This window comes from Streptomyces sp. NPDC028305 (assembly GCF_055569495.1).
Window position 1 is genome coordinate 571,767 of the sequence record NZ_JBVHTN010000006.1, and the last position, 19,466, is coordinate 591,232.

General features: G+C 67.5%; 20 protein-coding genes, 1 tRNA gene and 2 pseudogenes. 11 read left to right on the forward strand and 12 right to left on the reverse strand.

The window, feature by feature from the left end:
- Positions 1 to 86 precede the first annotated feature (86 nt).
- Positions 87 to 1,634, forward strand: coding sequence for a hypothetical protein (locus ACZ4WQ_RS28000; RefSeq protein WP_398376086.1), 1,548 nt, complete (start codon positions 87 to 89; stop codon positions 1,632 to 1,634).
- Positions 1,634 to 2,518, forward strand: coding sequence for a bifunctional diaminohydroxyphosphoribosylaminopyrimidine deaminase/5-amino-6-(5-phosphoribosylamino)uracil reductase RibD (gene ribD, locus ACZ4WQ_RS28005; protein ID WP_398376084.1), 885 nt, complete (start codon positions 1,634 to 1,636; stop codon positions 2,516 to 2,518). The genes ACZ4WQ_RS28000 and ribD overlap by 1 nt, the downstream gene beginning before the upstream one ends.
- Positions 2,519 to 2,710: 192 nt before the next feature.
- Here the strand turns inward: ribD and ACZ4WQ_RS28010 are convergent, their stop codons facing one another.
- The 3 genes from ACZ4WQ_RS28010 to ACZ4WQ_RS28020 form a co-directional block, all read right to left on the reverse strand.
- Complete coding sequence (locus ACZ4WQ_RS28010) at positions 2,711 to 3,841, reverse strand: hypothetical protein (RefSeq protein WP_398376082.1); 1,131 nt, start codon at positions 3,839 to 3,841, stop codon at positions 2,711 to 2,713.
- 793 nt (positions 3,842 to 4,634) lie between these two features.
- Complete coding sequence (locus ACZ4WQ_RS28015; protein ID WP_398376080.1) at positions 4,635 to 4,772, reverse strand: hypothetical protein; 138 nt, start codon at positions 4,770 to 4,772, stop codon at positions 4,635 to 4,637.
- Between the two features lie 87 nt (positions 4,773 to 4,859).
- Positions 4,860 to 6,296, reverse strand: coding sequence for a hypothetical protein (locus tag ACZ4WQ_RS28020; RefSeq protein ID WP_398376078.1), 1,437 nt, complete (start codon positions 6,294 to 6,296; stop codon positions 4,860 to 4,862).
- 1,042 nt (positions 6,297 to 7,338) lie between these two features.
- On the opposite strand from ACZ4WQ_RS28020, the gene ACZ4WQ_RS28025 reads away from it, so the two are divergent.
- From ACZ4WQ_RS28025 to ACZ4WQ_RS28040, 4 genes and pseudogenes are all read left to right on the forward strand, one after another.
- Positions 7,339 to 7,764 carry a DUF1622 domain-containing protein gene (locus tag ACZ4WQ_RS28025; protein WP_398376077.1) on the forward strand — a complete coding sequence of 142 codons (426 nt, stop codon included), beginning with the start codon at positions 7,339 to 7,341 and terminating at the stop codon, positions 7,762 to 7,764.
- The gene (locus ACZ4WQ_RS28030; RefSeq protein WP_398376076.1) at positions 7,761 to 8,006 is read left to right on the forward strand and encodes a hypothetical protein; all 246 of its coding nucleotides are present in this window, start codon (positions 7,761 to 7,763) and stop codon (positions 8,004 to 8,006) included. The genes ACZ4WQ_RS28025 and ACZ4WQ_RS28030 overlap by 4 nt, the downstream gene beginning before the upstream one ends.
- A gap of 124 nt (positions 8,007 to 8,130) precedes the next feature.
- Complete coding sequence (locus tag ACZ4WQ_RS28035; protein ID WP_398376074.1) at positions 8,131 to 8,805, forward strand: hypothetical protein; 675 nt, start codon at positions 8,131 to 8,133, stop codon at positions 8,803 to 8,805.
- Positions 8,806 to 9,035: 230 nt separating this feature from the next.
- Positions 9,036 to 9,344, forward strand: a pseudogene (locus ACZ4WQ_RS28040) (hypothetical protein); the annotation flags it as partial.
- A gap of 299 nt (positions 9,345 to 9,643) precedes the next feature.
- Here ACZ4WQ_RS28040 and ACZ4WQ_RS28045 read toward each other — a convergent pair.
- The 3 genes from ACZ4WQ_RS28045 to ACZ4WQ_RS28055 form a co-directional block, all read right to left on the reverse strand.
- Positions 9,644 to 10,114, reverse strand: coding sequence for a hypothetical protein (locus tag ACZ4WQ_RS28045; protein ID WP_358846662.1), 471 nt, complete (start codon positions 10,112 to 10,114; stop codon positions 9,644 to 9,646).
- 191 nt (positions 10,115 to 10,305) lie between these two features.
- Positions 10,306 to 10,869, reverse strand: a complete 564-nt coding sequence (locus tag ACZ4WQ_RS28050; protein ID WP_398376073.1) for a hypothetical protein — start codon at positions 10,867 to 10,869, stop codon at positions 10,306 to 10,308.
- A gap of 118 nt (positions 10,870 to 10,987) precedes the next feature.
- Complete coding sequence (locus ACZ4WQ_RS28055; protein WP_385342377.1) at positions 10,988 to 11,260, reverse strand: hypothetical protein; 273 nt, start codon at positions 11,258 to 11,260, stop codon at positions 10,988 to 10,990.
- Between the two features lie 157 nt (positions 11,261 to 11,417).
- Here ACZ4WQ_RS28055 and ACZ4WQ_RS28060 point away from each other — a divergent pair.
- Positions 11,418 to 11,822: pseudogene (locus ACZ4WQ_RS28060) on the forward strand (DUF6461 domain-containing protein); the annotation flags it as partial.
- Between the two features lie 321 nt (positions 11,823 to 12,143).
- On the opposite strand, the gene ACZ4WQ_RS28065 reads toward ACZ4WQ_RS28060, so the two are convergent.
- Positions 12,144 to 12,908, reverse strand: coding sequence for an N-acetyltransferase (locus tag ACZ4WQ_RS28065; protein ID WP_398376072.1), 765 nt, complete (start codon positions 12,906 to 12,908; stop codon positions 12,144 to 12,146).
- Between the two features lie 76 nt (positions 12,909 to 12,984).
- Between ACZ4WQ_RS28065 and ACZ4WQ_RS28070 the strand changes: the two genes are divergently transcribed.
- Both ACZ4WQ_RS28070 and ACZ4WQ_RS28075 read left to right on the forward strand, forming a co-directional pair.
- Positions 12,985 to 13,593, forward strand: coding sequence for a class I SAM-dependent methyltransferase (locus tag ACZ4WQ_RS28070; protein WP_311726128.1), 609 nt, complete (start codon positions 12,985 to 12,987; stop codon positions 13,591 to 13,593).
- 9 nt (positions 13,594 to 13,602) lie between these two features.
- On the forward strand, positions 13,603 to 13,959 hold the full coding sequence (locus ACZ4WQ_RS28075) for a hypothetical protein (RefSeq protein ID WP_385342380.1): 357 nt from the start codon (positions 13,603 to 13,605) through the stop codon (positions 13,957 to 13,959).
- Here the strand turns inward: ACZ4WQ_RS28075 and ACZ4WQ_RS28080 are convergent.
- Together ACZ4WQ_RS28080 and ACZ4WQ_RS28085 are read right to left on the reverse strand one after the other, a co-directional pair.
- Entirely contained in the window at positions 13,953 to 14,534 is a 582-nt protein-coding gene (locus tag ACZ4WQ_RS28080; protein ID WP_398376071.1) for a cysteine hydrolase family protein, read from the reverse strand. The two genes, ACZ4WQ_RS28075 and ACZ4WQ_RS28080, sit on opposite strands and share 7 nt — an antisense overlap.
- Positions 14,535 to 14,574: 40 nt before the next feature.
- Positions 14,575 to 15,195, reverse strand: coding sequence for a TetR/AcrR family transcriptional regulator (locus tag ACZ4WQ_RS28085; RefSeq protein ID WP_468022506.1), 621 nt, complete (start codon positions 15,193 to 15,195; stop codon positions 14,575 to 14,577).
- A 139-nt stretch (positions 15,196 to 15,334) separates the two neighbouring features.
- On the opposite strand from ACZ4WQ_RS28085, the gene ACZ4WQ_RS28090 reads away from it, so the two are divergent.
- Positions 15,335 to 16,303, forward strand: a complete 969-nt coding sequence (locus tag ACZ4WQ_RS28090) for a quinone oxidoreductase family protein (protein ID WP_468022507.1) — start codon at positions 15,335 to 15,337, stop codon at positions 16,301 to 16,303.
- 102 nt (positions 16,304 to 16,405) lie between these two features.
- Here ACZ4WQ_RS28090 and ACZ4WQ_RS28095 read toward each other — a convergent pair whose 3' ends face one another.
- The gene (locus ACZ4WQ_RS28095) at positions 16,406 to 17,026 is read right to left on the reverse strand and encodes a hypothetical protein (RefSeq protein WP_398376068.1); all 621 of its coding nucleotides are present in this window, start codon (positions 17,024 to 17,026) and stop codon (positions 16,406 to 16,408) included.
- Positions 17,027 to 17,283: 257 nt separating this feature from the next.
- On the opposite strand from ACZ4WQ_RS28095, the gene ACZ4WQ_RS28100 reads away from it, so the two are divergent.
- Positions 17,284 to 17,357: transfer RNA gene (locus tag ACZ4WQ_RS28100), tRNA-Met, on the forward strand.
- Between the two features lie 45 nt (positions 17,358 to 17,402).
- Here the strand turns inward: ACZ4WQ_RS28100 and ACZ4WQ_RS28105 are convergent.
- Both ACZ4WQ_RS28105 and ACZ4WQ_RS28110 read right to left on the reverse strand, forming a co-directional pair.
- Positions 17,403 to 18,020, reverse strand: coding sequence for a hypothetical protein (locus tag ACZ4WQ_RS28105; protein ID WP_398376066.1), 618 nt, complete (start codon positions 18,018 to 18,020; stop codon positions 17,403 to 17,405).
- Positions 18,021 to 18,396: 376 nt separating this feature from the next.
- Positions 18,397 to 19,362 (reverse strand): LLM class F420-dependent oxidoreductase, encoded by a 966-nt coding sequence (locus ACZ4WQ_RS28110; protein ID WP_468022508.1) that lies wholly within the window; start codon positions 19,360 to 19,362, stop codon positions 18,397 to 18,399.
- Between the last annotated feature and the right edge of the window lie 104 nt (positions 19,363 to 19,466).

Here is a 19,466-nt window from a genome sequence, read left to right on the forward strand (position 1 = left end):
CCGTGGGTGCGAATTGGGGTACCCCATCAGCTGGCGCGATCTACGCTGGACTGACGCGTACGTCCCTAGACCCTCGCGAGCCGCCCATGAGTGAACGTGAAGCCAGACGCAGGGGGTACCTCCTCACGATCCCGGACCGCCTCTTGCAGAGCGAAGACATGCAAAGGGCCTGCAAGCGACGGGACTTCGGGGATATCTTCCGGCTCGTCAACAGACGAGGACCAGCGAGCTATGCCGAAATCGCCGCAGCTGTCGGCAAGATGACCAGCGCCCGCGTCGGCGACGTGATCCGAGGTGTACGGGGTATTCGTGGCCAGGCTGTCATGGAACGCATCGCTGACGGACTGGGCATTCCCGGCCACATGCTCGACCTCCCCGAACGTCCGTGGGAGGGTACCCCGGCAACGGACGCCATCACCCAAACCCGTGACTACGCTCGAAGTGGCCAAGACGGCCCGGACGGAGCATCGTCCGCCTTCCAGATAGACACTCCTTCCGGTCTGCCGACCGTTCACGTAGATCCAACGGATCCGGCGGATGCGGATGCGCTACCCGAAATCCTTCTTGTTTCGGTGTGCGTCGACGGGAAAGAGCAGATCGTGCCGATAAATCGCCGAGCCCTTCTCGGGCATGCTATTGGTATCGCCTTGCAGGGGGATGGGGTCTTCAAGCCTGGCAACGTATCGGCTGGGGTTGTGCGCTCCAAGCCAGTGAGGCAGCCGCGACTTCCGGCAGCGCGGAATGAAGCGGCGATCGAGCATCTTCGCGATATGTGGCACGTCCTTGTCAGGGCAGACAACCTCTTCGGTCCGCGCCATGCTCTTATGGCCGTTCATCAACAGCTCGACGTCTTGCAAGGTCTGCTGGAAGACAGCAGGGGCGAGTACCGGCACGAGGTGCTGAAGCTGTCTGCCCAGTACGCCGAGTCGGCCGCATGGCTTCACGAGGACTCCATGGACGTGACCAGCGCCGAGACGTGGACGAGCCGGGCCATGGAATGGGCGATGGAGGCCGGAGACGAGGCCATGTTGTCGTGGACTCTGTTTCGTCGGAGCCAGCTCGCAGCGGGGAAGCGGAACGCGGGTCAGGCGATCGGCCTCGCGCAGGCGGTACAGCGCCATGAACGGGCTCTCACCAGGCCGATGAAAGCGGCAGCCATCCAGCAGGAAGCGCAAGGTCTTGCGCTCGACGGTGATGAAGTCGCTTGTCATCGAAAGATGGACGAGGCGCATGCATTCGCCGCTTCCGTTGAATCATCCGGCGATGCACGATCCGGGCACGGCGACTTTTGTACGCCCAGCTATATCGAGATCCAGCGCGCGAATTGCTGGCTCAACCTGTCGCGTCCGGATCGTGCGGTAGCTACCTTTCGAACCGCATTGGCTGATCTTCCAGACGTCTACCAGCGGGACCGAGGGTTCGCCCAGGCGCGCCTTGCCATGGCTTACGTCGGAATCCGGGAATACGAGCAGGCCGCAGCCGAGGCGGCAGCGGTTCTCGACATGGCCCACAGTTCCGGCTCCGGTCGCACTCTGCAAGAGGCAGTCACGGCGATCAATGCTCTTGCGGCTGAGAGTAATGTTCCAGCCGTGCGAGACCTACTCGACGCAGTCAAGGAGAATGCGGGGTTCTGATGGCCACGCCGAACGAACTAGCGGCCATGCGGCGAGCAATCGCCATCTCTGCCCAAGGACTTGGGACGACGAGCCCGAACCCGCCCGTTGGGTGCGTGATCCTCGACCGCGACGGCGTGCCGGTCGGCGAGGGATACCACCTCCGCAAGGGAGACCATCACGCCGAGGTGAACGCGCTCACCGCAGCGGGGGAGCGGGCCGAGGGCGGCACGGCCGTCGTGACGCTGGAGCCGTGCAACCACCACGGCCGGACCCCGCCGTGCCGACAGGCCCTGATCGATGCGAGGGCGTCCCGCGTACTGATGGCCGTCATGGACCCCACTTCACGTGGGGAGGGTGGCGCGGTGGTGCTGGAACACGCCGGCATTGAGGTGGAGCAGGGCGTTCTTGAGCAGGAAGCGTTGCTCGTTCTCGGCCCGTGGTTGCACTCGTTGCGCACAGGAAGGCCATATATCACTTGGGCATACACAACGGGTGCTGACGGCTCAGACGAGGACTGCGCGAGCATTGCTGAACTACGTCGCACCCACGATCTTGTGATCCGGCGTACGGGCGCGATCGAGGAAGGCGTGCCAGGAGGGCACGGGACGGACGTCTTTCACGTGCCCGGTGGGCCGCTTGGTGATGAGTCCGATAAGGTCCTGGACACCTTGGCTGAGGCAGGGGCACGATCTGTGCTGATCGAGGGCAGCGGGAACGAGGCAGCGTGCTTGCTTGCCGACCTTGTAGACCGCGTAATCATCGACGTGCCCGGCTTGCCGCCTTCCTCAGTGCCGACGCCAGCAACTGGGGCGGTCCCGAGCGGGTTCCGGCTGGTGGATGCAACGGCCTTGGGCCTGTATGTGCGTCTAACCGCAAAGCGAGCAGTAAGCCGAAGCCATTAACGCTGCACACAACTCTCCAGACGATGGACCTGAGCTGGAGAAGCTGCGGTGCTCGGCCGCGTTCACCGCCATTCCTCACCTTCTCCTACTCGAAGATGGTGCGATTGCGGTGGAGGTGTTGAGCACTGCGCTCCATAGGAGGCTCCCTGTCACAGGGTGCCCTGATGCGTTCGGTAGATTGTCGGGTAACCGCTAAAAGGGCGGTTCGTCGCTGTATTCATTGAAGGCGACAGGCCGAATGCTGGCGCTGCGTTCCTCATATCCGAGGCTCGCTAGACAGTCTGCGTATTCCTCTCTTTGGCTAAGGGGGATATGCCTCATCATGACGTCTAGGTACTCACTAGTGTGGGCGTGTTCAACTTTCTGGAGTTCCTTGATGATGGCAGTGAACCGATTCGAGCTTTCCTTGGCGACGCCGATCAAGATATCGTTTACATCTGCTTCCCTTGCTCCCTCCTGGAATTGATTTAAAACCTCCAGTGACCTATCTGCTGCACGATTACTGCCGACCCAGGTGAGTAGGGACTTTGCATCTCTTGCTAACTCTGCGGACCGCAGTGCATCCACCGATCGTTCGATATTTTGAGGATTTCTATAGGCTGCAACAGCGTATAGAAATTCTCCCGCATATTGCCCCACTTCGGCTCTCCGTAAAGCGACCAAGATGACCGGAGCTTTTTTGGGGGAATGAAGAGTTGACGAGAGTCTGATCAGGCTATTTGCTACGGTGCAGGTGTCGTTAGGTGAAACATCCCATGGGTGGGCATCCGCAGGAAACAAGTTATGAATTGCTGAGGTCGTCATCGCAATCCCTTGGGGCGTGTCCCGTGCGGCGCTTTTTAGGAATTTATTGTAGTTCATTCCTGCTTGCCTGATTATGGATACGACTTGAGGCAGCCAGTCGGCTACTTCTAAGTGGCGGGAGGATTCGATCATCTCTACCACATCAAGCATTCCTGCTCTTTTTAATGGTGTAATGTCCCATTCGATTTCGGTGGCCGGTGTTGCGGGAGAGTTGGTTGGCGCTCCGGTCTCGTTTGATTTATCCCGTATGGAGACTCGCTCGCGCCAGACTCGGACATCCGTTTCTGTTGACTCTAGCGGTGCTCCCATGGATCGAGCGTAGTCAGACAATGCCTCGACGATTGAAAGCGCCTGTATCAAGGTCGCCCGACTCTTGCCGCTGAATTTGTCCTGAATGGTTGAACGGGCCATTGTCTCTCGTCTGCCCTGTGTATTTATCAGTCGTTCAATTTCTCGAATAGGTGGATCGCCCGCGCGAACGCGGAGGGCTCGAAGGTGAGTCGCAAGTGCGTCGGTCACGCCAACTCCAAGCATCGGTTGCCGTCCGGCTAGGTCCGCGCTTGTCCGAGACGGTCCGGGGATGTCCGGGTAGTTGGGCAGAAGACTAGGCCGAAGGTCTGCCGGTTGTCCGGGGTTTCGCTGGCTTCGTCCAAGTTTCTAGACGTTCTTAACCCGGACAGCTTTACTTGAGGGTAAAGGCGGTCAAATAGTAGAAATGGTGTAAAGCTAGTGTCTTCTCGAAAAACTCCACAGAAGCCGCAAAATTGGGCGTATGTGATTATGGTTGTCCTCCTGGCCGCTATCTCGGATGGCCGTAGCGCCTCAGACATAAGAGTGCTGGCGTTTGCCGTGCTCTCGGTCGCGGCTGTGTGTTACGCAGCTGGACGCAGGAACTGAGTCCTTGCGTTGCCGCAAGGCCAGCGAAGCGGGTTTGGGCGGTGGACTGCCTGGCAGTCGGGGGCTGGACCGGGAAGGTGCGGGTGAAGACTGCGTCCCTCGGATGGTCCTAGAGATCAGTAGGTGGCGTCGGCCCTAACCAGCCCAGAGACTCACGCTGTTTTTGATGGCGCTCTCGACGGCAACCGTGACGGCAACGACGGCACATGACGCCCGCCAGCTGCCCTCCCTGGGCACCAGGTCAGACCGCTGTTGAGACCCATACCAGGCCACTGCCCGAACCTACGGATCAAGAGGTTGCAGGTTCGAATCCTGCCGAGCGCGCAGCAGCCAAGAGGCCCCTTCCAGAGATGGAAGGGGCCTCTTGCATTGACCATCGACGGCGGTCGTTGACGGCAACCGCCGAGCGCTCCGATCAGACGGCGACCAGCGCGCCGCCCGCACTGTCGTCATCGTCTGGGCCGTCGCCGTCACGCAGGGCATCGCCGACGCGATCGAATACGGAGCGCTGCGGGTCCAGCCGGACGAAGCTTGAGCTGAGCGAAGACGCCATGGCCCGCGGGCTGCGGCGGTTCTGCCGCAGCCCCCGGCTTGCAGGGCGGGTCCGGGGTGGACGGTGGTGCGCCGTCCGCCGGGGGTGTCACCCGTGACGGTGGTGGCCGTGCCGGCGGCTGTGGCCATGGTGGTGATGGCGGCGATGGTGGGCGTGGCAGTCGGAGAGCTGGAAGGAGGCGATACGGGTGTTCCAGTTTCCGGTGCCATTGGCCGGTTGGTACTGGTTGGTGTACCAGAACGTACAGTCGTCCACCGGGTCGATCGCCATGGAGGTGTAGTCACCCCAGCGGTTGCTCCCGGTCTGGGAGCCTGCGCCGGTCCACACGGTGGTTTCGTGGAACGTCATCAGGTTCGGCGGGTCGTGCGCCAGGCGTCCGGTGACTCGGATCGAGGGATGGGTCCGGGAAGACGACTGCGAGTATCCCAGGGCGATGTCGCCGTTCTTGTCCATGGCTGCGGAGCCCATCCACCGGTACGTGGGGTCCGGAGCGTAGGTGCTCTGCTGACGGACGACCGGTCGGCCGTGACGCAGCCGCAGTTCGTACCAGCGCACGCCCACGCCGCCGCGGGCATCGACCGCGTGGTTGACGACCAGGGACTGGTGGTCGCCGAAGTTGCGGTAGGCGAACCGGTACATAGGAGAGTAGGAGAGCGAATCCAGTTTCTGGGCGGTGCCGACCTGGGGGACGCAGCGGGTGGGATCGGTACTCTCGCAGGCCCGGGTGTAGGGGGCCACCTTCAGCTCCTGCGGGCCCGTGAGGGTGGTGCGGGTCTGGTCTGTCCAGTCGGCGTGGAACCGCCAGTACTGCAGCCTGTCGTCGGTGGGGCCGAGGTTGATCAGCAGGTTGGGCTCGCCTCGCGGTGGTGGGGTCTTGCCGTCGAGGTCCGAGCCGAGCGGGATGGTCGACGCCGGAAGGGTGTAGCACTGCTGGTCGGCGTCGGCTCCGCGCAGCATCCTGTGCCGGTCCCAGGCGCACGCCTCGAAGAGCGACCCGGCGGCGGTGGCGGTCACGTAGTAGGCGTCCGGCCACACGGCGAACTTCGGGTGGTCGGGGAGGGTCTGATACCCGAAGGCGTAGCGGTAGTACTCGCCGGTGGCGTCCGCGGTGCGGGAGACGCCCACGCACAGTCGGTTCGTGTTGGTTACGGGGTCGCTGGCGAACTGGTTGAGGATCCAGCGGTGGGCCAGGGAGTCCCAGCGGACTTCGGGGTCCCCGAGGAAGTCGTTCTGAGCGGTCTCGCACGGTCCGCCGAACCCGCTGAACAGGGTTTGGGTCGTCAGCGGCCCCAGCAGCGTGGTACCGGACTTGGAGTACACCGCGAGTTTGAAGTTGGTGATCTCTACGACCTGGCGGGAGCCTACCGAGGCGTTGGGGTCAGGAGGGGTGCCCCCGCCCTCCCGGATGCCCTCGAAATTGACGCCCAACCGGATCCGACCCCGTCTGCCATTGCGGTTCTGCACCACCTGCTCGGGACCGGTGGCCTTGGCGGAGCGCGGGTGCGGCCCCTTTCTGGGGGGCACGGGGTCGGAAGCGCGCCGGGGCTGTCCGGATCTTCGCGACAGCTCACGCAACGGTGGCGAGGTGTCATGGTGCACCGCGGGGCCGGAGTCAGGGGACCGAGTGGCCTGTGAGTGGTCGACCGTCTTGAGTACCGTTCTGGTGGCGGGCACGGCGGACCACGCGGGGGAGGCCAGCAACGCTGCCCCCACTGAGGCGACGGCAACGATCGAACGCAAGGCACGGGATACGTGCATCAAACCTCCGAACGGGTCGGTGAGCCGGACCCGTTCGGCCGCGTGGCGATGGCGGCATTCGAGACGAACCCCACGCGTTTACGGGGGCTGCCGCGACCCCGCGCGCCAGGGGCACGCTTCGAGGCCACAATATGAGGGCGGGTGACTCATGTGATTGTTTGGAAGACCTAGTTATCCAGGTCGTCCGCTCACTGCTGGGCTGACGGGTGTCGTGTCGGGTGCGGTTCAGCCGTATGGCGCTGCCTACATGACGGGCATTCGAGAACCCACCGCTGCCCTCACTGTGGTGGCGGGTGCGAGGGGCGAGGAAACGAGACCGGTCAGACGGCACATACAAGCCGCCGAAAGCCACCCCGGGCGACCGTCGCGGCGGAGAGCGGAGCCCTAGCCCAGTGCTGTGCCCGAACCTACGGATCAAGAGGTTGCAGGTTCGAATCCTGCCGAGCGCGCCCCAGCCCAGAGGCCCCTTCCTGGCGGCGGTCGTCGACGGCAACCGCCGTGCGCTTCGAACACCGGCCGCAGCCGCCCTCCGGCATGGCGCACCGTCGCGCGGGTTGATTGCGATCGGTAATCGAGTGATTACGAATGGCTTGCGCCTGTTCCTTCCACGACAGGCCCCGCATGGCCACGTCCATGGTCACGCGGATCGAGCTGTGTCCGAGGGCTTCCGGGGCGCCCGGCCGGGGGGCAGATGCTGCCGCGCGGTGGCTCAGGCCGCCGTGGCCGCTGCGCCGCGTCCGCCTTGTACTCGCCAACACATGGGGGTGGCGCGCAGGTAGCGGTGCCCGCGCGAACGGACAATGCTGCCATGTACGCGGATCTGCTGCCGGAATCCACCCTGCGCGATGTCGTCGACCTGGCCGTACGCCTTGTCGAGTTCGCTGGCGCGCTGGTTATCTTCGCAGGCGCTGCCTGGGCGTTCGTGCAGTTCGTCCGGTACGGAGCCGGCCGGCTGCGCGGCCGGGGAGAGCCCGAGGCCGCCGCCTCCGGCTTCAACCGGATCCGGCTGACCCTCGGCCGTTTCCTGGCCCTGGGGCTTGAGTTCCAGCTCGCCGGAGACATCCTGCGGACAGCCATCGCGCCCTCCTTCACCGAGATCGGCCAGCTGGCCGCGATCGCCGCGATCCGGACCGCGCTGAACTACATCCTCGCCCGCGAGATCGAACAAGAGCGTCGGGAGATCGAGCGGCTCACCCCCAGGGACGATGCCACGGCTCCAGGAACCGCACCGTGACCATGCTGCTGGCGCAGACTGCCGTTGTGGTCACGGCTCTCGGACTGATCAGCGCCGTGTGCGTCGCCGTCCGGATGCGCCGGGTGCAGCCCGCCGTGGCGGTGCTCACGGACTTCCTCGTGGCAGCCGGCCTCATCCACCTCGCCGGCCACCCCTCCTGGACGTCCCTGGCAGCAGCCGCAGCCGTCATCGGCGTACGACTGCTGGTCAGCTCCAGCCTCCGCATCCAGCCGAAGCGGTAACCGAGCGTGGCGCTCGGCTTGGCGTCCTGATTCCCGGGCCGGACCGGAGGTCATCGGGGTGATCGTTGACCGTCACCGCGTGGCGGAGGGCTCGGGTGCCCAGCCGCGCCCGAGCATAGAGCTCATGCAAGCTGACAGGCCGCCAGGTGCCGCGCTGAGCACTCCGCGCGCCGCCGGGGTGGTAGGCGTGATCTCAGCCCTGCTGCTGGCCACCGTCATCCTGCTGTTCCGCGACGCGGTTCCGACCGAGTCCACTGATCCGGCTGTTTGGTTCGCCGACTCGTCCAGACGGGACGAGTTGCGGGCAGCCGTGCGTCTGCTGCCGTTCGGTGGGATCTTCTTCCTCTGGTTCATAGGTGCGGTGCGTGCCTACATCGGACCCAGTGAGGACAAGTTCTTCAGCACGATCTTCCTGGGCGGCGGGTTCCTGTTCGCCGCTGTGCTCTTCCTCCTCGCCGGGACGGCGTTCGGCGTCATCACGGTGGCCGACAACCCTCATGCCACCGCACTGTTCCCCCTGTGGGAGCACGACCGTCAGACCATCCTCGGTCTGATCTCCAGCTACGCCACGCGCCTGGCCGCCGTCTTCACCATGTCCACCACGATGATCGGGCAGCACCTCGGCATCTTCCCGCGCTGGCTCGTCTTGCTCGGTTACCTCGTGTTCCTGGGGCTGATCTTCGTCGTCGGCATCACCACATGGATCGTGCTTGCGTTCCCGCTGTGGATCCTGGTCGTCAGCGGCCACATCCTTGTGATCAATTTCCGTCCGCCGCACCTGGAAGGGCCGACGAAATGACCCGCAGGAAACCGACGCGGGCGATCTCGGGCCAGCACCCCGGAAACTCTCTCCCACCTGCACGGACGAGGTAGTCGGCAAGCGCAGCGCTCGGTGCGCCCCGGTCACGGGGCCTTCGCCGGTCTCACTCCCGAGAGGCGAAAGCGTGTCGTATGTCCTTAATCTGCTGTGAGAACGCTCGCCGCAGGACCCGAAGACGCAAAGGGGTAAAAGACGCCCGGCTGGGCCGGTTGTCGCGTCAGGCAAATCGAGGTGGAGAGCATGTCGGATCGGCACTCCGTGGACGGTTCCGTCGAGGCCCTGGCGAGGCTCGCCGCCGGTCGCGGCTCCAGATCGGTGAGCAGCCGATGCTGCCGGAGACCGCGTACCAGCTTGTTCACGACGAGGCGATGCTCGACGGCAACGCGCGATTGAACCTTGCGACCTTCGTCGGCACCTGGATGGACGACGAGGCCAGGCGTCTGTACGCCGAGACCTTCGACAAGAACATGATCGACAAGGACGAGTACCCGAGTACCGCAACCATCGAGGAGCGCTGCTGGACGATCATTCAGCGCCATACCGGCCCTATCCGGCCGCCCCTTGCGGGCTGCGGCCATCGCCGCGTCGTGCTCCGCCTCGACCTGCCAGCCCGTCCCGGCGTTCCCTGCTTGGTCGTGCATGGCCACGATGCTGGGCCGGCCGCCGCCCGGTTCGGATCCGTCCGCGTACTCAGCCGCTCCGCCGACGTACTCAGCCACCTCGCCGCAAGAACATCGGCCCCTGCCCGAGCCTGCGGAGCAAGAGGGGGCAGGTTCGAATCCTGCCGGGGAAGGTTCGGCGTCACCGCAAGGAGTCGCTATTGCTGGACCGGCGGGCAGTAGCCGGTGTCCTCGCCGATGGAGTTGATTTCGGCGTTGGACCTGGAGTCCTCACCGTAGTTGACCAGATCGGTGCACTTGATTCCGGGCTTCTTGGGGGTGCCCGACGGTGCCATGTCCTTGTTCGGTTCCGGGCAGTAGCCGGTGTCCTCGCCGATGGAGTTGATTTCGGCGTTGGACCTGGAGTCCTCACCGTAGTTGACCAGGTCCGTGCACTTGATCCCGGGCTTCTTGGGGGTGCCCGAGGGCTTCGCGCTCGCGGACGTGGATGACGAGGGCGAGGCTTCGGTGTCGCTGCCCTGACAGGCGGTGAGCCCGAACGCGGCGATGGCGATCACCACGGCGGCGGCGGCGTTGCGGGCGTGGCGGAGTGTGGTGCGGTGCGACATGATCTTCCCCGTTTTCTCGACGTGGCGCTTCAGGTGCGTGAGAACAAGGTTGTCGGCCACCGCTGACGCTCTACCGCTGTACGGCTAACGTGCCGCTAACGCGTCCGAGGTGGACCGTCGGGCCCTCGGACCGTCCTGCCGAGCGCATGCCGGCTCAGAGGCCCCTTCCGGGTGTCGGGGGCCTCTGACGTATGCGTCGACGGCAGCGGGGCGCGGCTCAGATCACTGACCCGCCCAAGACGGGTGCTTGCTCACCGGGCGGACGCGGTGGCGGTCCGTCGGGCCGTGCCGCCACCGCCGGTGTTCACTCCGCCGTGCGGGGCCCGTGCGTTGTGGCCCTTGGCCTCGAACTTCCCGTCCTGTAGCTCGAAGTGTTCGGGCAACGAGCAGCCGATCGCCGGGGTGATGAGCAGGCTTGTGACGATGGGCGCGGGATTGGTGCTCGCCGTCGAGAACTGGCAGATCGCGGCCGGCCCGGTGACCGGGAACCAGAACCAGCTGTCGACCGCGCCGACCCGTACGTCGTCCGACAGCACGAGCCGGCCGTGCTGCTTGGTGAAGGCCTTCAGGCGGACGGTGGCCCTCAGTGGGTCGGCGGTGGATCGGATCGCGGTCAGGGTGAACTTGACGTTCTCGTCCGCGTCCAGGACCGAGGACGCGATCTGTTTGGTCTCGGCCTCCTTCCCGCCGCCTGTTCCCCCGCCGTGGGCTTCGGCGCCGACGGTTTCGGCCGGGGTGGCCAGCATGGCGACGGTCGCGGCGGCGGCGACCAACACCGCGCCGCCGCGCACGAGCGCGTTCGCGCGTATCCGCATGTTTCCTCCTGGTGCTCATACGTCTTGTTCGCGCATGAATGCCACCTATTTCCTTCCACTTGGCAATGGGAAAACCACCAGAATCACCCGTTCGCGCGCGGTGTCACCCGGCCGGAAGTCAATTCTTGCGGCGACGCCCTTGGCCAAAGGGGCCGTGGCGATCGTGTGCCCGCCACTCCTCCTCATGGATGTCGCGGTCTTCGCCGTCCGCCGCGCCGCCCGGAGTCGGAACCGTCTCCCCGTTGTTGACCTTGGTCAGCAGCGAGGCGAGCGGGTCGGGTTGCTCGTCGTCGAAACGCTCGCGGTCGCGCTCGGGCAGTGGAAGTGGGGAGGGAGGCTTGAGGGCGATCTGCTTCACCTTGGGGCGCGGCGGCTCCGGTGCCGTGCGCACTGCTTCCGTGGCGTTCGGATGCGTCCGTGACGTACCGCTCATCTAACAGCCCCCGTTTCGCCGAAATCCGTGCGCAGTATGGAGAAAACATTCCCCGGAGGAGGCTCAGGTGAACGACTCGGTGACCGATCCTTGGGGGTGGGTCCGCGGTGACTTGATGTGGTGCGTGACATTCACGCGGGGGATTACGCCGGAGGAGGTTCTCACCCGGTTCGGGGCCGATGTCCGGGACGCGCGGCTCCTCGATGGGCGGCAGGCCGCAGCGCTCATGTTCGGCACCTACGACGAGGAGCCGAGAGGGTCGGTGATACGCGTCGGGGCGCTGGGCGACTGGTCGTTCTCAACGGAGGAATACGGCCTCATGGGAAGGATGCCCGGTCCGTTGTCCGCGCTGTCCGAAGGAAGGGAAACCTTTTCCATTCTGAAGGGCGGAGACGGCATGAACATCTTCGAGCATTGGCGCGATGGGCAGCGCACCGAGTGGTTTGAGCCCGGCTGTTCCTATACGCGGCCCCCTGCGCCGCACCCTTGGTGGGACGCGGTGCAGGCGGGGATTGAGGCAGCAGGGTCGGAATACACCCGGCTTGAGGTCGTGACGCGGGTGGTCGCCGACTACACGGGGCTTGTTCTCGACGATGACACGGTCAATGGCCCGCTTCTCGGCTTGCTGCTCGAGGACCGCCGCCGAACGCCGGACCCACCGCCACCCAGCCGTCCGCGGTCGGCGAGCCGGGCGGGGCTGGGGCGTCTGCTGGGGACCGTTGTCCCCAAAGACTTGTCGGCCACCCGAGCGGATCGGGTCCCCGCAGATGATCTCGGAGTTCCGGTCGGGCCGTTCCACACGAGCGGCGTCGTCGTGGAGGGCTCCGGAGACGCGCCGCGCTCAGCCCGCCGTCCGGAGGGCATGCCGGACCCAGACATTGGGCTCGACATAGACCGCCCGGTCGAGGGCGATGTCGCAGCGCACCGGCGCGAGGGCGCCGGGCACCTCGATGTCGCCGTCGCAGTCGAAGGGGAGGCCGGTCCACTGCCGCCACTGCCGGAGGGAGCCGCTGACCGTCATCGACGCGGGCGCGACGTTCGCGATGGTGCCGCCTGCCTTGACGTGGACCCGTAGCCAGGGGTCGTCGGGCAGTCCGTCCTCGCGTCGCTGTCGGATGTAGTCGGACATGGGGACGCGGGGTTGCAGATGTTTGGCCGTCGGACGGACCGGGGCCAGCAGCACGCGGTGGCCCTGGCCCTCCGCTGCGTCACGGAGCGCCCGCAGCATGCGGTAGGACAGGCCGCGGCCGAGGTATTCGGTGTCCACCGTGATCTCCAGCGCGCCGGCCACGGTCGGCGGAAGCCCGTGCCGCCGGTCGCGGAACGCCCAGGACAGGACGCGGTCCCAGCCCTGGTCGGGCGTTTCCGTACGGCCGTCCGCCTCGGCGTTGAACGGTACGGCCAGGGCCCGCGCGATCACGCGGTCGCCGTCGGTGGCCACCGCGCAGTACTGCGGGAACTCCTCGACGACTTGGCTCAGCAGGGTGCTTGCGACCAGGTCATGAGAGGTGAAGGGAGGCCAGGTCTCGTTGATCTCATAGACGCGGGAGATCAACGAAGGGCGGTCGGCGAGCGAGGTGATCGTCGGGGTGGCGCTGTCTGTCACGATCGGCACACTGTCATACGGGATACGGGCGAAGCGACCTCTTTGCGGGCCACCGGGCCCGGGTAGGTCCGCCTGCATGGGCTTGAACTACAACGATCATTACCATCCGCTGCTGCTGAAGCAGGTGCCGGACGGGGCGCTGACGGCGCTGGACGTCGGGTGCGGTGCGGGGCGGTTCGCGCGGCTGCTCGCGGGGCGTGGGCTGGACGTCGAGGGGGTGGACGCCGACGCGGGCGTCATCGAGGTGGCGCGGGCGGCCGGGGGCGGGCCTCGGTACCGGCGGGTCGATGTGCGTGAGTGGCAATTACCGGACGCCCACTACGACTTCATCTCGTGCATCGCCAGCCTCCACCACATGTCGTTCGACACGGTGCTGACGCTGCGAAGGGCCCTCGCCCCGGGCGGCGTTCTGGCGGTGCTGGGGCTCTATCCGATCAAGACGGCGGCCGACTTCGTATGGGCCGCGCCGGCCTCCTCGCTGCTCAAGGCGGAGCGGCTGCTGCGCGGGCGCCACGCCGCCCCGTCCGTGCGGGTCCCGATCGTCTGGCCGCCCCCGCTGACGTACGCCGAGACCCGCGCCGAGGCCGCCCGGCTGCTGCCCGGCGCGACGCTGCGCCGCCTGCTGTTCTGGCGGTATCTCCTGATTTACCGGGAGGAGCGGGGCCGCGGGTTCGATTCGGCTTAGGGTCGGTTCATGGATGCGCTGCTGCCGCTCGCGATCGTTTTCGGTGTCCTGGCCGCGGTTCTGGGCGGCTTTGTGTGGCTGGCATCGCGCATCCGTCGCCGGGGGCTCGCCGGCGGCGCCATGAGTGGAGCCCTGGCCTCCTATGAGGAGGCGTTCCGGGTGACGTCTCACGAGGCCCACTACGAGATCAGGGCGCAAGCGGAGCGCAAGGCGCCGATCCTGTCGCCGGATGACGACTGGCGGCGGAGCCGTGCCGGGGTCGGCCGGCCGGGGGCGGGGGAAGGGCCGGAGCGGCCGTCTCGGTCGGCCCGCCGGCCGCGACGGGGCCTTGCGCGCTGGGCCGGTCGTCTGAGGCGCCGTCACTGACCCCGGCGCTCGGTTCGGAACGTGACGTCGGCGGCGCGCGGGACGATTTCGATGTCGGATCCCAAGGCCCATTCGGCGACCCGTGACACCATCGCGGCCGGAACGGCGTCGCTGATGTCCGGCGCCGCCGGGATGTCGTAGGTCCCATGGGCGTCGTGCGGCAGGACCACGCGGTATCCGAGGGCCAGCGCCGTACGCGCGGTCGCGCTGACGCACATCTCGGACATCACCCCGCACACGGCCAGGTCCGATATCCCGGCCTCGGTCAGCAGCGCGCCCAGGGGCGTCTCGTGGAAGCCGTCGTCCTCCGTCTTGCGGATCACGACTTCCCGCCGGCCCTCGTGGACGGGCAGATGCAGCTCCCAGCCCGGCGTCTTCGGTTCGTCGGACGCGCCCGTGGGGCCGTCGTTCTGGAGGTGGACGACGAGCGCGCCTTCCGTACGCGCCCTGGCCAGCAGGCCCTCGATGCCCTCCAGCATCCGCGGCGCGTCGGGCACCGCGTCCGGGCCTGAGACGAAGGCTGCCTGGACATCCACCACGATCAGGGCCTGGGCGGGCGGTACTTGAGTGGTCATGGGGCGATTGTTCATCAGCTCGGCGCGCGCGGCACGCGGGTTATGGCCGTGGCGGGGCGTCGAGCGCGGCGGTGGCCAGGGTGTGGAGGCAGGCGGTGAGGCGTTGGCCGTCGCCCTGGCGCAGCAGGGCCAGGATCGGGTCGCTGTGCAGGGCGCTCAGGAGGATGTGGGTCAGCAACTCGGCGTCCAGGTCGGGGCGTTCCTCGGTGATGAGGGTGCTGATGTGGCGGTGCCAGGCGGTGTAGACCGGGTGCGCGTCCTGGGCGGTGGCCGGGGAGTCCTCGGCGGCGGGCTTGGGGGCGGTGGTCATGGCGTGGTCGAGCGCGGCGATGAGGCCCTTGTTGCGGGTGACGACGTCGACCATGGCGGTGAGGAAGGCCAGGAGGCGCTCGCGCGGGGGTGCGCCCGGGCCCAGTGGTGGTGGGCCGCCGGCGACGGACTCGCCCAGGGTGAGGGCCCGTTCCTCCATGAGCGCGCGCATGAGGCCCATGCGGTTGCCGAACCGGTGGAAGACGGTGCCCTTGCCGACGCCCGCCGTGGCGGCGACCTGTTCCATGGAGATCTGCTCGGGCCGGTACCTGGCCAGCAGTTCTTCGGTCGCGCACAGGATCGCGCGCCGGTTCCGTACGGCGTCGGCGCGTTCGCGGCGGCCCCCGGTCATGAATTCCACTCCCCTCGCATGCTCCTTCTGGCCTGTTCGCATGGTGTCACGCATGGACAACTGGACCGACGGTCCAGTACGGTCTCGGGCTATCCGGATAAGTTGACCGATGGTCCAGTTATTGGGGAGGGGTAGCGGCATGCGGCAGGTGCGTTACTACGAGTACGGCGGTCCCGAGGTCCTGCGAATCGAGGAGGTGGACACCCCCGTTCCGGGCGAGGGGCAGGTGCTCATCCGCGTCGAGGCGATCGGCGCCAACTTCGTCGACACCAAGTTCCGGAGCGGGGGGCAGGGGATCTTCCAGTGGCCGCTGCCCGGCACGGTCACCGGGGATGTGGTGGGCAGGATCGAGGCCGTGGGGCCCGGGGTCGACGAGGGACGGGTGGGGGAGCGGGTGGCGACGCTCGTCAACGACGCGTTCGCGGATCAGGTCGTCGCCGACGCGGCCTGGCTGGCTCCCGTGCCCGAGGGGCTCGACGTGGGGGCGGCCACCATGCTGCCGATGGGCGCGCCGGTGGCCTTGCGGGTGCTGCGCCTGGGGCGGCTCGCGGAGGGTGAGAGCGTGCTGGTGCACTCGGCCGCGGGCGGCATCGGCCATCTCGCCGTACAGCTCGCACGGGTGCTGGGGGCCGGCACGGTCGTTGCCACCGTGGGCTCGCCCGACAAGTTCGGCTTCGTCCGGGAGCTGGGCGCCGATGTCGTCGTCGACTACACCGACGACGACTGGCCGGAGCAGGTGCGGAAGGCCGTGCCGGGCGGCGTGGACGTGGCCGTCGGGTCGGTCGGCGGGCGGGTGCTGCGGCAGACCGTCGAGCTGCTGGCCCCGTTGGGCCGGGCCGTCGAGTACGGGGCGGCGAGCGGGGAGTTGGGGGAGGTCGGGGTCATGGAGCTGATCGCGATGAAACAGGTGGCCGGGTTCTCCCTGCTGGCCTGGCGGGCGGCCCGCCCCGAGCAGGCCCGTGAGGACATGGCGGAGGTCGCCGGTCACTTCGCGTCGGGGCGGCTGCGCACCGTCGTACACGGGCGCTTCCCGCTCACCGAGGCGGCCGAGGTCCACCGGCTGTTCGACGCGCGGGCTCAGCTCGGCCGGGTGCTGCTGGTGCCGTGACGCGCCGGGAGGCCGGATCCGGGGTACGGAGCCGGCCTCCCGCGGGGCGGTGGAGGGGAGAGCGGTGGTCTCCCTGTGCTCGTCGGCCCTCCTTCGCCTTTGTCAGTCCTCCTTGGCCTTCCAGAACACCGGCTCCTTGTCGAAGTCACCCGTGTACGAGACGACCGACGGCGTCTCGCCCGAGGGGAGCAGGAAGACCTTGCAGAGCGTGGCGGTGTCGCCCGCCTTGAAGTCGTCCGGGTCCTCGCCGGGGCACTTGGTGACGTCGCCGCCCAGGGTGAGGAGGGACTTCCCCTCTTCGCCGCGGCTGTCGCGCAGGTGGGTGGGGGTGTTCAGGAAGGGGTACTCGATCGCGTCCTTGCCGATGTTCTTGAAGCTGACCGTCACGTAGTACGGCTGGAGCTTCCGCTCCTCGGCGTTGAGCGCCACCTTGTCCAGGTCCGACTGCGAGCCCTTCACCACGCTCTTCGCCGCGATGTTCAGGACGCCCGTCTTGTCCGAGCGCTTGTAGGTGATCGGGGTGGTCTCGCCGAGGGCGAGGGTCTTGCCCGCGTCGGAGTCGAGCGCCTTGCTGGCGGTGGCGGAGGGCTTGGGAGTCTTGGTGGGCGTGTCGTCGCCGCCGTCCTGGGCGAGGTTGTCGTTGCAGCCGGTGGCCAGCAGGGCGAAGCCGGCGGCACACAGGACTGCGGCGGCTGTGCGGTTACGCGTGGATCGGATGCGCATGAATCGGTCCCCGTTGAGTTGAGATGGTGCGAGTCGTGTTGGTGCGAGCTGGGCTCGCGTGAGTTGTGTTCACGGTGGTCGGGCCGGATTCGGCGGGCCCGTCGGTGTGCGGTGCACACATCATGGCCGCGACAAAGCGCCAGGCCAGAGGCGAAGATCCACTCGAAGCGAGGCTGAGACCGGGTCGTTGCAAAGTAACCGGGAGCCGAAACGGATTTCCCTGGCGGCCCGGAATGACGTACAGTTACAGACACCGACGCGGGGTGGAGCAGCTCGGTAGCTCGCTGGGCTCATAACCCAGAGGTCGCAGGTTCAAATCCTGTCCCCGCTACTCATACGAGGGGCCCGGCGCATCAGCGCCGGGCCCCTCGGCCGTTCAGCCCGGGACCTTCCAGGACACCGGCTCCTCGGTGTCACCGCCCGTGGCATAGGTCACAGTGGCCGGGGTGACGCCCTTGGGCAGCAGAAAGACCTTGCACAGGGTGGCGGTGTCGCCCGCCGCGAAGTCGTCCGGGTCCTTGCCGGGGCACCGCTTCACGCCGTCATCCGCGGTGATCAGGACCTCCTGGGACGCGCCGCCGCCGTCCTCCAGGCTGGTGGGGGTGTTCAGGAAGGGGTAGTGGATGGAGTCCTCGCCGATGTTCCTGAAGGTCATGGTGACGTAGTACGGCCGCAGCCCGTGGTCCGAGGCCTGGAGCGAGCCCTTGGGCAGGTCCGCCGGGGTGCCCTTCGCCACGCTCTCCGCCGTGACCCTCAGGGTGCCCCGGACGTTGTCCGAGCCGCGCTTGTAGGCGACCGCGGTGGCCTTGCCCAGGGCGAGGGTCCGGTGTCCGCCGCCGCCGGGCGCCCTGTCGTCCGTCGAGCCCGCGGTTCCCGGTCCCTGGCCCGGCCGCCCGGAGGCGGCGTCGTCCTCGCAGGCGAGGGCGAGTAGGGCGAGGCCGGCCGCGCAGCAGGTGAGGGCGGTGGCGCGGGCGCGGGCGGAGCGGTTGAGCACGTGGGCGGTCCCTCTGTGGTGGTCGTTTGCCGGCCGGCGGTTCGTCGTCAGGAACGTAGTGATCTTGTATGGCAGATCATCGTGGTCGTGACCAAAGACCTCTTGGGTGCCGGTACCAACCCGCAGCGAGCCTGAGACGGGGCCGTGACGCGCCGCCCGCGCGCCCGGGGCCTGGCGGAGGCGCAGGTCAGGGCGATTGTCAGTGGGGGGTGCCATGCTGCTTGGCAGTGGTCGTCGCCGCCTCTGGGGCGGTCCTCGTTCCTGGGGGTCTCCCACGCCCGGGGACGGGCCTCCGGCTGAGCCGGCGGCGGTCGGAGCGGGCCCGACGGGGGTGGGCCCGCTCCGGCCGTGAGCCATCGGCGGGGGCCGGCGTGGCTCAGCCGTCGTGGCCGAGCGGCAGGGCCTCGGCCAGGGCGCGCCACTCGGCCAGCGGGATGGCGCCCAGGGGGTCGGTGGTCACGACCTGGACGGCCAGGTGGTCCGCGCCGGCCGTCAGGAACTCGTCGGCGCGGCGGCGGATCGCCTCGGCGTCGCCGAGGGCGAAGACGGACGAGACGAGGCGGTCGCTGCCGCCGTCGCGGAAGTCGTCCTCGGTGAAACCCAACCGGAGGAGGTTATTGGTGTAGTTGGGCATCGGGAGGTAGATGGAGAGATAGCCGCGGGCGATGGCGCGGGCGCGGTCGGGGTCCGGTTCGAGGACGACCTTGAGGTCCGGGGCGAGGAGCGGGTCGGCGCCCAGGATTTCGCGGGCCTCGGCGGTGAACTCGGGTGTGACGAGGTAGGGGTGGGCGCCCGCGGCGCGGACGCGGGACAGCTCCAGCATCTTCGGGCCGAGGGCCGCCAGCACCCGGCGGGAGTCGGGGACGGGGGCCGGCGCGGCGTCGAGGGCGTCGAGATACTCGCGCATCGCCGTGTACGGGCGGGAGTACTGCTTGGCCATGTGGCTGTGGCTCACCCCGAGGCCGAGCAGAAAGCGGCCGCCGTGGGCCGCGTCGAGGGCGGCGTGGCGCTCGGCCACATAGGCGGCCTCGTGGTCCCAGATGCTGAGGATGCCGGTCGCGACCGTGATCCGGGAGGTCGCCTCCAGGAGGAAGGCGGCCTGGTCGGGCGACGGGCTGCCGCCGAGCCACAGCGCTCCGTACCCCAGCGCCTCCAGCTCGGCCGCGGCGTCCCTGACCGCGTCGTGGATCGCGGGGTCCGCCGAGGGATCCGTCGCGGGGTCCGTCACGCGGAGGGCCGCGGTCCAGATGCCGGTCCTGCCGAGTGCGGTGGCGAGCGTCCTGCCGGGGGTCGGGTCAGGGGTGGTGCCGGGGGCGGTGCCCGGCTCGTGGTGAGAGGCCATGCGGCCATTCAACCGGAGGTGGCATCCGGTTGTTCCTCGCCGCGCGGTCGGGCACCGATTCGACACGGGTTTCTCACCTGAGAGGGCCTGGCGGCGGGCGCTGA

Coding starts and splice junctions, on each gene's coding strand:
- ACZ4WQ_RS28050 (WP_398376073.1), bottom strand. CDS start 10,869: ATGCGGATACGCGCGAACGCGCTCGTGCGCGGCGGCGCGGTGTTGGTC.
- ACZ4WQ_RS28025 (WP_398376077.1), top strand. CDS start 7,339: ATGTACGCGGATCTGCTGCCGGAATCCACCCTGCGCGATGTCGTCGAC.
- ACZ4WQ_RS28085 (WP_468022506.1), bottom strand. CDS start 15,195: ATGACCGGGGGCCGCCGCGAACGCGCCGACGCCGTACGGAACCGGCGC.
- ACZ4WQ_RS28080 (WP_398376071.1), bottom strand. CDS start 14,534: ATGACCACTCAAGTACCGCCCGCCCAGGCCCTGATCGTGGTGGATGTC.
- ACZ4WQ_RS28095 (WP_398376068.1), bottom strand. CDS start 17,026: ATGCGCATCCGATCCACGCGTAACCGCACAGCCGCCGCAGTCCTGTGT.
- ACZ4WQ_RS28000 (WP_398376086.1), top strand. CDS start 87: ATGAGTGAACGTGAAGCCAGACGCAGGGGGTACCTCCTCACGATCCCG.
- ACZ4WQ_RS28035 (WP_398376074.1), top strand. CDS start 8,131: ATGCAAGCTGACAGGCCGCCAGGTGCCGCGCTGAGCACTCCGCGCGCC.
- ACZ4WQ_RS28110 (WP_468022508.1), bottom strand. CDS start 19,362: ATGGCCTCTCACCACGAGCCGGGCACCGCCCCCGGCACCACCCCTGAC.
- ACZ4WQ_RS28090 (WP_468022507.1), top strand. CDS start 15,335: ATGCGGCAGGTGCGTTACTACGAGTACGGCGGTCCCGAGGTCCTGCGA.
- ACZ4WQ_RS28015 (WP_398376080.1), bottom strand. CDS start 4,772: ATGGCGTCTTCGCTCAGCTCAAGCTTCGTCCGGCTGGACCCGCAGCGC.
- ACZ4WQ_RS28070 (WP_311726128.1), top strand. CDS start 12,985: ATGGGCTTGAACTACAACGATCATTACCATCCGCTGCTGCTGAAGCAG.
- ribD (WP_398376084.1), top strand. CDS start 1,634: ATGGCCACGCCGAACGAACTAGCGGCCATGCGGCGAGCAATCGCCATC.
- ACZ4WQ_RS28075 (WP_385342380.1), top strand. CDS start 13,603: ATGGATGCGCTGCTGCCGCTCGCGATCGTTTTCGGTGTCCTGGCCGCG.